General features: G+C 28.1%; 13 protein-coding genes. 10 read left to right on the top strand and 3 right to left on the bottom strand.

What is annotated here, in order from left to right; translation table 11 throughout:
• Nucleotides 1–8: 8 nt before the first annotated feature.
• The gene (locus tag ACTG45_RS15165) at nucleotides 9–2,111 is read right to left on the bottom strand and encodes a sigma-54 interaction domain-containing protein (protein WP_479919285.1); all 2,103 of its coding nucleotides are present in this window, start codon (nucleotides 2,109–2,111) and stop codon (nucleotides 9–11) included.
• Between the two features lie 233 nt (nucleotides 2,112–2,344).
• Between ACTG45_RS15165 and ACTG45_RS15160 the strand changes: the two genes are divergently transcribed.
• The 3 genes from ACTG45_RS15160 to ACTG45_RS15150 are packed head-to-tail and all read left to right on the top strand — an operon-like array spanning nucleotide 2,345 to nucleotide 3,537.
• Nucleotides 2,345–2,746 (top strand): hypothetical protein, encoded by a 402-nt coding sequence (locus ACTG45_RS15160; RefSeq protein WP_021385692.1) that lies wholly within the window; start codon nucleotides 2,345–2,347, stop codon nucleotides 2,744–2,746.
• A gap of 42 nt (nucleotides 2,747–2,788) precedes the next feature.
• The gene (locus tag ACTG45_RS15155) at nucleotides 2,789–3,082 is read left to right on the top strand and encodes a metal-sensitive transcriptional regulator (RefSeq protein ID WP_021385716.1); all 294 of its coding nucleotides are present in this window, start codon (nucleotides 2,789–2,791) and stop codon (nucleotides 3,080–3,082) included.
• 14 nt (nucleotides 3,083–3,096) lie between these two features.
• Nucleotides 3,097–3,537 (top strand): SoxR reducing system RseC family protein, encoded by a 441-nt coding sequence (locus tag ACTG45_RS15150; RefSeq protein WP_479917307.1) that lies wholly within the window; start codon nucleotides 3,097–3,099, stop codon nucleotides 3,535–3,537.
• A gap of 90 nt (nucleotides 3,538–3,627) precedes the next feature.
• Here the strand turns inward: ACTG45_RS15150 and ACTG45_RS15145 are convergent, their stop codons facing one another.
• The gene (locus ACTG45_RS15145) at nucleotides 3,628–4,101 is read right to left on the bottom strand and encodes a threonine/serine exporter family protein (protein WP_021385661.1); all 474 of its coding nucleotides are present in this window, start codon (nucleotides 4,099–4,101) and stop codon (nucleotides 3,628–3,630) included.
• Nucleotides 4,101–4,889, bottom strand: coding sequence for a threonine/serine exporter family protein (locus ACTG45_RS15140; protein WP_054271303.1), 789 nt, complete (start codon nucleotides 4,887–4,889; stop codon nucleotides 4,101–4,103). The genes ACTG45_RS15145 and ACTG45_RS15140 overlap by 1 nt, the downstream gene beginning before the upstream one ends.
• Nucleotides 4,890–5,214: 325 nt before the next feature.
• Here ACTG45_RS15140 and ACTG45_RS15135 point away from each other — a divergent pair, with 325 nt between their 5' ends.
• The 7 genes from ACTG45_RS15135 to ACTG45_RS15105 all read left to right on the top strand — a co-directional run bounded on the left by ACTG45_RS15135 (nucleotide 5,215) and on the right by ACTG45_RS15105 (nucleotide 13,246).
• Nucleotides 5,215–6,459, top strand: coding sequence for a serine hydroxymethyltransferase (locus ACTG45_RS15135; RefSeq protein WP_044213851.1), 1,245 nt, complete (start codon nucleotides 5,215–5,217; stop codon nucleotides 6,457–6,459).
• Between the two features lie 247 nt (nucleotides 6,460–6,706).
• Nucleotides 6,707–7,804, top strand: a complete 1,098-nt coding sequence (gene hexS / locus ACTG45_RS15130; RefSeq protein WP_021385713.1) for a monogalactosyldiacylglycerol synthase HexS — start codon at nucleotides 6,707–6,709, stop codon at nucleotides 7,802–7,804.
• A complete protein-coding gene (gene hexD, locus ACTG45_RS15125; protein ID WP_479919284.1) occupies nucleotides 7,795–8,493 on the top strand; it encodes a polysaccharide deacetylase HexD in 699 nt (232 codons plus the stop codon). The genes hexS and hexD overlap by 10 nt, the downstream gene beginning before the upstream one ends.
• Nucleotides 8,494–8,495: 2 nt before the next feature.
• Nucleotides 8,496–9,560: an aminohexosyl-hexosyldiradylglycerol biosynthesis protein HexF gene (gene hexF, locus ACTG45_RS15120; RefSeq protein WP_479919283.1), complete on the top strand. Its 1,065-nt coding sequence runs from the start codon at nucleotides 8,496–8,498 to the stop codon at nucleotides 9,558–9,560.
• A 181-nt stretch (nucleotides 9,561–9,741) separates the two neighbouring features.
• Nucleotides 9,742–10,446, top strand: a complete 705-nt coding sequence (hexR, locus tag ACTG45_RS15115) for a response regulator transcription factor HexR (RefSeq protein WP_021385681.1) — start codon at nucleotides 9,742–9,744, stop codon at nucleotides 10,444–10,446.
• A complete protein-coding gene (hexK, locus tag ACTG45_RS15110) occupies nucleotides 10,439–11,761 on the top strand; it encodes a sensor histidine kinase HexK (protein WP_021385711.1) in 1,323 nt (440 codons plus the stop codon). The genes hexR and hexK overlap by 8 nt, the downstream gene beginning before the upstream one ends.
• 111 nt (nucleotides 11,762–11,872) lie before the next feature.
• Complete coding sequence (locus ACTG45_RS15105) at nucleotides 11,873–13,246, top strand: hypothetical protein (RefSeq protein WP_479919282.1); 1,374 nt, start codon at nucleotides 11,873–11,875, stop codon at nucleotides 13,244–13,246.
• Nucleotides 13,247–13,469 lie beyond the last annotated feature (223 nt).

Genomic DNA, 13,469 nt, shown 5'->3' with positions numbered 1-13,469 from the left:
TATTAGACCTATTCATTTATATTTTTTAGAAATTCAAATCCTTTTGATGTTATAACTGAACCACCACGACCAACCAGTATGTTTACAAGTCCAAAGTCTTGTAATTCTAAAAGTATATTTCTAATCTGTTGCTCTGTCAAAAATCTATTTTCATCTAAAGCTATTTTGTATAGACTTTTTCTGCCAATTCTTTCTTTTAAATTATAAGCCTTTTTTAAATTATCCAATATAAATAAGTATTCATCTAAAGGTCTTTTAAAATTATAATCATGTTTTAGTGAGTTTTTATCTTTGTTAATGTTTAGTTGATGCTTTCCTATTTTATCGGTTACTTTATTACAGACATTTCTGCTATAATTTGAATCTATAGTATCCAATATGTATTCAGGTAAATCACATATCTCTATAACATCTTTTCCTAAGTAGCAGAAGTATTCTCCTAAGTTTCTTAATTCTCTCACATTTCCTTCCCACCTATACACTTTGAAGATTTCTTTTACTTCTTCACTTAGAATAAAATTGCATGGAATATCGTATTTTAGAGAGTTAAAAATCTCAAATATATCAACAGGTCTTTCTCTAAGAGGGTGTATTTTAAGAGGAAGAACGTTTAATCTAAAATATAAATCTCTTCTAAACATATCTTTAGATACAAGTTCTTTTAAATTTCTATTAGTAGCTGCAATTATTCTTACATCAATATCAATGACATTATTAGAGCCAATACGTCTTACTTGTTTTTCTTGTATAACTCTAAGTAATTTGGATTGTGAATTTAAATCCATTTCTCCAATTTCATCTAAAAATATTGTTCCATTATTAGCCAATTCAAATAAACCCATTTTCCCACCTTTTTTAGCACCAGTAAAAGCACCTTCATCATAGCCAAATAGTTCGCTTTGCAATAAATTTTCTTGAAAAGTACTGCAATTTACCGCTACAAAAGGTCCATCTTTTCTTCGAGAGGCACTATGAATTGATTGAGCAAATAATTCCTTACCAGTACCACTTTCACCAATTATTAAAATAGAGGAGTTTGATTGGGCCATATTATTGGCAATTTTTTTTGTATTAATGGTTTGTATACTGGAACCTAATATATCATCAAATGTATATTTACTAATATTGCCAGAATTGACTAACTGCGCTCTTAGCTTAGCTTGCTTTTTTTCTAGTTGTGAGAATTTGGTCATTTTTAATATAAATCCATCAAATACATTTAATTGTATATGTTTAATTTCTAAATTTATATCGACATGGTTTATTTTAATTAACTTTTCATAAAATGGAGCTTTATTGCTTAATATATTTTGGAAATTGATTTCTTTTATGCAATCACCAACAAATGCATAAATCATTTCATTTGCATTTATAGATAAAATTTTTCTAGCCATATGATTGTAGAATTGAATTATCCCATCATTATTAGTACATATGATTCCATCATCAATTATGGATAATAATAAATCAAATTGTCTTTCAAATTTATTTGCATCTAATAATAATTCACCTGTACTATAGCTTGTAGGAATTATCTTCTCCACATATTTTTTTATTAAGTCATCTTTTATTAGATGTTTTAACTTAGTTTTTGTAGCAATTTCAACAATACAACTTAAATCTATTATTCTATACTTTAAGTCTATGACTTCACAATTTTTAATTTTAGGTAAGATTTTTTCACCAGGAGTTAGAATTATAGCATCTGTAGGGGTAAACTCTATCTCTGGATAGCAAGGTAGGACATTGATATTGTCTATTCCTAATCTATGTATTAAAGATATTGTCTCTATTGCCATATCCTTACTTAGATTATATACATAAATAGTTTTATCTTTTTCTAATTTTGATATCATATCTATACTGTTCTTTTCAAATGTTAACTTAGGTACAATAATTTGAGCATCATAATGAGACAATTTTACTATCTCATCATACTTTAAATAAGCAGATAGAAGTATCAAATTTTCTTTGAAAAATTTTAAATTTCCTTCTTCAAATGAGTATAAATTTATTTTTATATTGTCACCTAAAAATTGTCTTATTTGGTCTTCATAAATTTCTCCAGCATCTTTTTTCAAACTTACAATAGCTAATTCCATTTGTTTCATTTTAACCTCTCATACAAATTTGACTTATTTTAGATTATATAACAATTAAACTAGATATAAATAATTTTGTTTAATTGTTATTATAAATTTATTATATTACACATTGAAATAAAAGAAATCGCTAAAATTGTTCCTTTTATTTTTGTTTTTTGTATCTATTTGGTATAATAGTATTAAAGCATATAATAATTTAGGCAAAATTTTTAAAGAGGAATACTAGAGGAGAATATAACATGAAAAAATGTCTTTACTGTAATAGGGATATAAAGTCGCCAAATAATAAATTAGCTATACAATATGATGACAATACAAATATATATCCATGTCGTGCAGAATGTAAGGAAAAAATTGAAGAATATATAGCAAAAAAACCTACGTATAAGTTTATAAATATATTAGAGGTTCTTTTAGGTGTGGGTGGAATATTCTGTTTTTTGAGTAAATGGACTATTGCAGCCCAGATTGTACTTGGAATTGATGCATTGGTTATATTTTTATTTCCATTAGCAGGGTTTAAGATGAATGGAAAGTTAAGTATGGAACAAACTAAGAATCAAAGTAGGTCTATCGCAATATCAATTTTAGCATTTATAGTAGTAATAACGGTATTATATTTTAAACAAGTTGGTAAGTAGAGCATAATTATATAAGACATCATTAGAGTATGAGGTGAGTTTATGGAAGAAAGAAAATTAGCACCAAACAATGAGAGAGAAGCTCTTATAAAAAGATTAAAAAGAATAGAAGGTCAAGTTAAGGGTATACAAAAAATGGTAGAACAAGAACGTTATTGTGTTGATATATTGGTTCAAATATCTGCTATAAGGTCTGCTATAAATAGAGTAGGCACGATTATATTGGAGAACCATATAAAAGGATGTGTAGCAGAAAGCATCAAACATGATGATGGTGAGCAAACTGAAGAGATGATAAAAGAACTTATGGATACTATAAATAAATTTACAAAATAAGGAGGCGGTTAGTTATGAATCAACAAGGATTTATTATGGAAATTGTTGATGATAGAACTGCGAAATTAAAAATGCAAAGACATTCAGCTTGTGCTGCTTGTGGAAAGTGTGCTACTACAGATTCGGCAGAGTCAAAGGAAATATTAGTAGAAGTAGATAACACAATTGGTGCAAAAGTTGGAGACCATGTAGAAGTAAGTATGGATAATATGAATGTATTAAAAGCAGCTGTAATGGCTTATATAATACCACTTATAGCACTTCTTGTTGGAACAATAGGGACTTATTATATATTAGGTGCAGTAGGGATGACATCTGGTGTTGAAGCCATAAGTGGGCTAGTTGGAATTTGTCTTACAATACTTTGTTATTTGTACTTAAAGAAGAATGACAAAAAATTCAGAGATAGTAGAGAGTTTATACCAGTAATAACAAGAATATTAATTGACCTTTAAAATAATTATAATTAAAAATAGCAATGTACTTTTTAAATAAATACTCGATGTGTATTTGTAAACTTTTAGTACATTGCTATTTTTATGTTTTTATTTTGACTTTCTGTAAGGAATAAAGTTTTTTCTGATTTTTAAAAGATTCAATGTTCTTACAAAAGAAGTTACAACTAATACACCTAGTGCTATCGCGGCACTTAGAAACAGTGCATCTGTACCTTTTGACATGGCCAAAGAATAATTTTTTTGAATCAAAGATAACATTGTATTGTACAATCCAATTCCTGGTATTAAAGGAAGAATACCTGGAATTACAAATACAATAGCTGGTTGCTTTAGTTTTCTAGCCAAAGTTTCACTACATGCTGATACTAAAGCAGCAGCTATAAAACCTGCAAAAACTGCATTTGTAGTAAAGTTAAATAAATAAACATATACAATCCAACCAATTCCACCAGTTATTCCAGCTGGAAGAAGTAGATAAGGTGGTGCATTAAAGAAAACAGCAAATCCAGCAGTTGCAATTCCTGAAAATAAAAAATGTAAAATCATTGACATATCAGTCATTAGAAAGGACCTCCTATTCTATACCATGTATCAAGAACAAAACCAACTCCAGAAGCAATTGCAATAATAATCATAGCTGCATCAAAAGCACGAGAAATTCCTGATATTAAATTACCTGATATTAAATCTCTAATAGCTTTTATAAAAGCAACTCCTGGGAGTAGTGGCATTATGGCACCAACTATAAGCATTTTAGGGTCATTTAAAATGCCTATTTCAACTAGCAGAACTCCTGAAAGTGCAATTAAAAAAGAAGATACTAAACAGGAAAACGCAGATATTGCACTTATCTTCATAGTTTTATCATAAGTAATTGCTGCAAATATTGCTATTATAAACGTAAGTATAAAATTTAATACATAATTCCCTCCAAGCAAACAAGCAAAACAAGCAGATGCAATTCCTGTACAAGAGTAAAATAACCATAAAGGATACGGTTTTACATCTTGGATTTCATAAAGTCGTGCAATGGCATTATCAATATCATATTCTTTGTCGCTTACAAATTCTCGAGAAAAACTATTTAATAAAGAAATCTTATTTAAGTTTATACCTCTTGATTGAATCGTTTTCATAAATGAAAAGCCATCAAATTTTTCATCAGAAATAATTATTACTGTAGGAGTTGTAAAAATATTTACATGATAAAATCCTCTTGACCTGCATATTCTAAGGACACTGTCTTCAACCCTAGATGTTTCAGCTCCATTTTTTATCATAAGTTCCCCTACAAATAGAGCTAATTTTAGAATATTTTTCTTATATTCAAGCTCCTCATTTTGATTCATAAATACACCTCCAAATTAAAAACCGTAATATTGAAATTATACCAAATTTTTAAGCAATATTCTTTAATATATATAAATTATATTATCTTTTTTTATTTCAAAATAGTCACATTTAAATTATATCCAATTAAAAGAATTAGACAATATTATTTATTATATTTTAACTTAAAAATAAAGAAAGTAACTATGTTAAATATGGAAAAATGGCAAAACACTTGACTATTAATTTGTAAAGGACTATAATAATAAATTATCATATTGATAAAAACGAAAATTAAGAAATGTCTGTAAAAATAAAAATTAAATAATAACTAGGAGGAGTAATATGTTTGAGAACTTGAAAAAAGCGGACCCTGAGATTTATGAAAGTATGAAAAGAGAGTTAAAAAGACAACAAAGAAATATTGAATTAATAGCATCTGAAAACATAGTATCAGTTCCAGTAATGGAAACTATGGGAAGTCATCTTACAAATAAGTATGCAGAAGGTTACTCAGGCAAAAGATATTATGGTGGATGTGAGTACATAGATGAAGTTGAAACTCTTGCAATAGATAGAATTAAAAAAATATTTGGAGCAGAACATGCTAATGTTCAACCTCACTCTGGAGCAAATGCAAATATTGGTGTATATTTTGCTATGTTAAAACCAGGTGATGTTGTTATGGGAATGAATTTATCTCAAGGTGGGCATTTAACTCATGGTGCTCCAGTTAATATTTCTGGTCAATATTATAAATTTTATGAATATGGTATAGACAAAGATAGTGGACTTATAGATTTTGATGAAGTTAGAAAAATAGCACATGAAGTAAAACCTAAAATGATAGTTGCAGGAGCAAGTGCATATCCTAGAGAAATAGATTTTAAAAAGTTTAGAGAGATAGCTGATGAAGTTGGAGCATTACTAATGGTAGATATGGCTCATATAGCAGGTCTTGTGGCTGCTGGTCTTCACCAAAATCCATGTGAAGTGGCTGACTTTGTTACAACAACAACTCACAAAACTTTAAGAGGACCTCGTGGAGGAGTTATTTTATGTAAAGAAAAGTATGCTAAAGCTATAGATAAAGCAATATTCCCTGGAATTCAAGGTGGACCTCTTGAGCATATAATTGCATCTAAGGCAGTTTGTTTTAAAGAAGCATTAAGTGATGAGTTTAAAGAGTATCAAGTACAAGTTGCTAAAAACGCAAAAGCTCTAGCTGAAGAACTTATTAAAAGAAACTTTAAATTAATTTCTGGAGGTACAGATAATCATTTAATACTATTAGATTTAACTAATAAAAATATAACTGGTAAAGCTGCAGAAAAAAGATTGGATGATGCTTATATAACAGCTAATAAGAATACAATTCCATTTGACCCAAATGGTGCTCTTGTTACAAGTGGAATAAGACTTGGTACTCCAGCTGTAACTACTAGAGGTATGAAAGAAGAAGATATGGCGGTAATCGCTGAGGCCATAGACTTATGTTTAACTTATGATGAAGAATCTAAGGCTAGAACATTAGTTGTTGGATTAACTGAAAAGTATCCTTTATATGAAGAATATAATATTATGGATTAATTATAAAGAATAATTAAATAAAGTATGTTTAAATAATTATAATGATTGTGTATGTATTTGAATATATGTAGATATAAAGCCCAATTGGTATAGGAGATAATCTTCTATATTAATTGGGTTTTGTATTTTTTAATTAAAACTTTAAGATTTCTTAAGAATTATACTAGGTTTTTCTAAAGATTTAAAGTCTATACTTATAAATATAGTAATTAGAGGAAAAGAAAGACTTTAATGAGGAGGGAATCTTATGAAAGTATTAATTCTTACAGGAAAATTTGGTATGGGTCATTACTCAGCATCAAACTCTTTAAGTGAAGATATAAAAACAAAATTTAATAATTCAGAAATAATAATTAAAGATATATTTGAATACATTATGCCAAACTATTCAGATAAAATGTACAAGACATTTTCTATTCTTGTAAATCGGGGAAGTAGTCTTTATAATTTATTTTACAAATGTACAGAAAATGGAAAGAAAGATATAAAATTTACTTTTTCAGATTATTTTTTAACTAAATTAGACAAGTTACTTAATGAAATACAACCAACAGTGGTCATCTCAACTTTTCCATTTTGTTCACAATTAGTATCAAGATATAAGGAAAAGTATAATTCAAATCTTCCTTTGATAACATGTATAACAGATATAAGTAGTCACTCAGAATGGATTAGTAAAAATACAGACTGTTATTTAGTAGCTAGTAAATCTACTAAAGAAGAACTTATTTTTAAAGGAATAGATGAAGAAAAAGTTAAAGTTAATGGTATTCCAGTAAAAAAAGAATTTAAAAAAATAGAACATATAAAATATTCAAATAAAAAAAATATACTTATAATGGGTGGAGGATTAGGATTACTACCTAAATCAGAACAATTTTATAGTGAATTAAATAGTTTAGAAGGCGTAAAAACTACTGTAATAACTGGTAATAATAAGAAAATGTACTATAAGTTATCTGGTAGATATGAAAATATAGAGGTAGTAGGTTATACTAATGAAGTATATAGATATATGAAAAATGCTGACCTTATTATTTCTAAACCAGGTGGAATAACATTATTTGAAACGATTTATTCAGAGCTTCCAATATTAGCATTTAATCCGTTTTTACAACAAGAGATAAATAATGCTGACTTTATACTAAATAATAGAATAGGGAGAATACTTGATAAAAATAAAAAGTACTATGTAGATGAAATAAAAGATTTAATTTATGATGATGCTACTCTTAAAGAAATGAGTAAAAATATGAGAGAATTGAAAAAACAGTTTGATAATAATACATTAGAAAATATTTTATTTTCATTTGATGAACAAGGAGCGTGTAGAGAATGTATGTAGTAGGTTTAATTATAGTTGTAGCATTGATTTTTTTAATCCATTCAATTATACCTACATATTATAACAAACTATTAAATAAAGATGTGTTAAAAAATATGACTGGAGAAAATGAAATTGCGCTGACATTTGATGATGGCCCAGATAAGAGATATACAGAAAAATTATTAGATGTGTTAAAAGAAAATGATATACAAGCTATGTTTTTTGTAGTTGCAAAGAATGCTGAAAAAGAGCCTGAAATTATAAAAAGGATGTTAAGAGAAAATCACATAGTTGGTTTACATTCACTAGAACATAAGAATGCATGGCTTTACAGCTATAATTATGTTAAAAAAGATTTTATGGAAAGTGTAAATATAATGAAAAATTTAGGTGTAGATATAAACTATTATCGTCCACCATGGGGTCATACTAATCTATTTTCAAATTTATTTGTTAAAAAATATAATTTAAAAATGACCTTATGGGATGTAATGGCGGAAGATTGGAGTAAAGATAGTACAGTAGAGATTATTATAAATAAGTTAATGAATAGAACAAAAGAAAATTCTATAATTTGCTTGCATGATGCAGGTGAAAATTCAGGTGGTGCAGTAGGTGCACCTGAACGTACTATTGAAGCTTTGAAGATAGCCATTCCAAAACTTAAAGATAGTGGTTTTAAATTTGTAGCACCAGAAAGGATGTAGCTATGATAAGTAAAACTGAAAAGAAAAATAAATGCCTAGGTAGTGTCGCTTTTTTAGTTTTACTAATGGGCATAACAGGATATTTTGTTTTTAGAGGACAATCAATTGAATCGTTAATAAAATCATTAAAAGGTGCAAGCCCTGTGTTTATACTAATTGGATTTATGATGATGATTATATACGTTGCCTGTGAAGGTATAAATATATATTTAGGTATAAAAGCTTTAAAACAAAAAACTACTCTTTTAAAATGTATGGGGTATGCTTTTATTGGGTTTTATTTTAGTTCAATTACACCCTCAGCATCAGGAGGTCAACCAGCACAAGTTTATTATATGAAGAAGGATGATATAAATATCTCTTATTCTTCACTTATATTATTAGTGATTGTTGTCATCCATCAAGTAGTTGTATTAGCATATAGTGGAATAATGTTCATTATGGAACGTGAATTTATACTAAATAACGTAAGTGGTATGAATATTTTACTAATATATGGTGTAATAACAAATGTAGCCCTTGTAGTTGGAGTAATCGCAATTATATTTTCAAAAAAATTGGTCAACAATTTTATAATATTAATAACAAACTTATTAGGTAAGCTGAGAATAATAAAAGATGTTGAGGGCTCAAGAAAAGTTATAACTTCTCAGATTGAAGAATATGTTAAAGGTGCTCAGTATATCAAACAGAATCCAAAGCTTGTAATACAAATTTTATCCGTAACTATTGTACAAATAACAGCTATGTTTTTAGTACCATTCTTTGTATACAAAGCTTTTCATTTATCAACATATACTGTATTTGAGATATTGGCAATACAATCACTACTGAATATTGCTGTTTCATCATTACCATTACCAGGGGCTGTTGGAGCTTCTGAAAACAGTTTTATGACATTGTTTAAGATATTTTTCCCAGGTCATCTACTAGTTCCAGCAATGTTACTTAGTAGAGGTATAAGTTTCTATGCATTTGTAGCTATAAGTGGTTTGATATGTATTATAGTACATGTAAAATCTTCTGAAAAAGTGAAATCAGTAAAAAAAGTTATTTATGCAAGATAATATTATATAGAGCATTTTATAAAGATGTCGATTTATGTATACATGTTAATTGAATCTTAAAGGTGTTTACAGTAGTAGAAAGTATTAAAACGTGTGACATTGCTAAGCTTTTGCTAATAAAGTATAATATTTTATATAGTTTGAAATATTTAAGAAATATAGCAAAGAAAGGAGTTTAGTGATGAATAAAGAGATTCCAAAAAAAATTTTAGTAGCTGACGATAATCCTGAGATTAGAGAAATCGTGGAAATACTTTTAACTGGTGAAGGTTATGAGGTTGTTATGGCAACAAACGGAGAAGAAGCTGTAAACTTAGTAGATAGTACGATTGATTTGATTATTTTGGATGTTGTCATGCCTGTAAAGACAGGGTTTGTTGCATGTAATGAAATTAGAGAAAAAACAACAGCCCCAATATTATTTTTAACTGCAAAAACTCAAGATTCTGATAAAGTTATTGGCTTTTCAGCAGGAGGAGATGACTATTTGTCAAAGCCTTTTTCATATTCTGAATTAATTTCAAGAGTTAAGTCATTACTTAGACGTTATTATATATATCAAGGAAAGGAAAAGGAAAGAGAGCCAAACATATTACAGACAAAAGAATTATATGTCAATTTAGACACTCAAGATGTTACATTGAATGGCGAACCTGTGTTTTTGACAACTATAGAATATAGTATTTTGGTTCTTATGTTGAAAAATAGAAAAAAAGTTTTTTCATCTGAGAATATATATGAAACTATTTGGGATGAACAATATTTTTATACAGCAAATAATACAATAATGGTGCATATTAGAAATTTAAGAAAAAAACTAGAAAAAGACCAAAAAAATCCACAATACATAAAAACTGCATGGGGAAAGGGGTATTATATTGATTAGCAAAATTAAGCCATCAAAGTTGGGTGTTATACTATTGATATATGTAGTAATCTCAGCTGCAATGGCTTTTATTTTAAATATACCATTTTACTCTGCTGTTGAATCTATAGTAAAAGATGTATCAGAAGGAAAAGTATACTTTAAAAGAGAAGTAGACCAACTGATGGATGATTTTCAAATTTATGTTAATGATAATAGAGTAAATTCAAATAATGGAGATGCTATAGCAGAATGGAATGGTGATAATTGGTTTGTTTCTATGAAAATATACAAAGGAAATAAGGTTTTTTATGATACATTATACTATCCTAATGAAGTGCCTGATAAAAGTGAGGAAAATGAATTTTATAGCAATTCTATGGCTAGACATTATGAGATACAATTTTCTAATGTTAAAGCTGATATAGTTGTAATAGCTTTATTTAGATTCCGATTTCAAAATTTTATAGATGCAATTTCTATTACCTTCATGGCACTTACATTTATTATAACATTCTTACTGTTATTGAGTAGAAAGATAAAATACCTAAGAAAAATAGAGATGGGTATAAAAATAGTGGAGAGTGGTAGTTTAAAATACAGAATTCCAGTCAAAGGGAATGATGAATTATCATCACTTGCATCTAGTATTAATGAGATGAGTCAAACATTAGAGAATCAACTTATAAAAGAAAGAGAAATGAAGAATAAAAATAAAGACATAGTAACTTCAATATCACATGATGTCAGAACTCCATTAACATCAGTAATATGTTATCTAGATTTGATTAAAGACCATAAATATAATAGCCCTGAGCAATTAGAGCAGTACATAAAAAATGTAAGGTCTAAAGCATATCAAATAAAAGATTTAACTGATGACCTTTTTACCCATTTTGTAAATTCTGGAGAGGAAGTTTCAAAAGAATACGAAAAAATAAATGCAAATGAATTTATTTTTCAATTGCTTTTGGATAGTTCATATACATTGGAAGAAAAGGGATTTCATATAACAATAGAAAATGAACTTTATAATCAGTATCATATTTATGTAGATGTAACACAATTTAGGAGAATATTTGATAACTTATGTTCCAATATAATAAAATACGCTAGGAGAGATAAACCAGTAGTATTTTTCATTAAAGTTGAAGATTCTAAATTATTAATCATACAAAAAAATAGAGTGAGTAATTTCTCTAAAAATGTAGAAAGTTTTGGGATAGGTATAAAGAATTGTGAGAAAATAATTGCTCATCATAATGGAAGTATAAGTGTAAACTCAGATGATAAAGAGTTTTCTATTGAAATATCTATTCCAGTAAAAGAATTATAAAAATTTAAATTGCATATTGAAGGATTGGTTATTACATACCTGTGAGCAAGTAACAAGTTAACTTACAAGACCATATAATATTATTATCTTAAAAAAAGGGGACATAATAATATGGTTTTGACAGGAGCACATTATATTTACATTATATTTATGGTAATTATATTAATTACTATGATTATGAAAAAGGATACAATAGTACCATGTATATTGGGTGTTTTTTTCATGGGATTGTTCTTTGAAAAAAATATATTTGGTGCAATAACAGCAGTGTTTAACTCGTTTATTATATCTTTAAATGAGTTGGGACCAATTATTTTAATTATAGCTATTATGGTTGCTTTATCTAAAGCATTAGAAGCTAATAATGCTATACAGTATATGGTAAGACCATTTTCAAAAGTTATAAAAAATTCTAATACTGCATTTTTTGTAACTGGATTTGTTATGTTAATTCTTTCTTGGTTTTTCTGGCCGACTCCAGCTGTTGCTTTAGTTGGGGCTGTTTTTTTACCTGTTGCTATGAGAGCTGGGCTACCAGCAATTGGTGTTGCAGTGGCATTAAATTTATTTGGTCATGGTCTTGCTTTATCTACAGACTTTGTCATTCAAGGGGCTCCAAGTATAACAGCTGGTGCAGCAGGAGTTGCTGTATCATATGTAATAAATGATGGTATGATTCTATTTTGGGTAATGGGAATTGTAACAATATCTATGGCATTTTATACATTGAAAAGAGACATTAATAAGGGAATGTTTAGAGAAGAATTAAAAGATTTTGAAAGTGAAGAAGTAGAAGAATTTAATGGGAAATCTAAAATAGCAACTATTTTAGTAGCTTTAGGATTTCTTGCGGATATAATTGCAATGTATGTATTTGACCTAAAAGGAGGAGATGCCTCAGCTCTTTTAGGTGGGACAGCAGTATTTTTAATAATCATTATAAATACCATAAATTTTGGCAAAGACAGTCTTGAAAATGTCTGCGAGAATATAATAGATGGTTTTGTATTTGGTATAAAAATATTTGGAGCAATTATACCAATAGCAGCATTCTTTTATATGGGTGAAGTTGCACCTTTAACAGGTGTATTTGGAAAAGTGTTAGCATCAGGTTCACAAGGTTTATTATCAGATATAGGGATAGCTCTTTCTCAAACAATACCACTTAATAAATTTGCTGTATCGGGTATAGAAACTATAGTAGGAGCAATAACTGGACTTGATGGTTCTGGATTTTCTGGAATTTCATTAGTAGGTTCACTTGCTTCTGTATTTGGAACAGCTATCAATGCAAGTGTTGGTGCATTAGCTGCATTAGGTCAAATTAGTGGTATCTGGGTAGGTGGAGGATGTCTAGTTCCTTGGGGGCTTATCTCAGCAGCAGCAATTTGTGGAGTTAGTCCAATAGAGTTGGCAAAACGAAATTTTGTACCAGTTATAACAGGACTGATTGTAACAACTATAGTAGCAATGTTTATTATTTAGTCAATTAAATAAGTGCTAATTATATGCAAATTAAAACAAACATTGATTATATACAAATTAAAAATAGATGTATAACTATAATTTATAATAATGATTTTACTAACATTAAGCTATACATCTATTTTTTATTGATATTCTTCTATTAAAATCATTTAATAAGAAGAATATTTTTATGTTATATTTTATAATGCTTAATACGCTATGGTAATTTACATTCTTTGGA

Source organism: Clostridioides sp. LIBA-7602, assembly GCF_056688945.1.
This window is presented reverse-complemented; position numbering and strand designations above follow the sequence as displayed.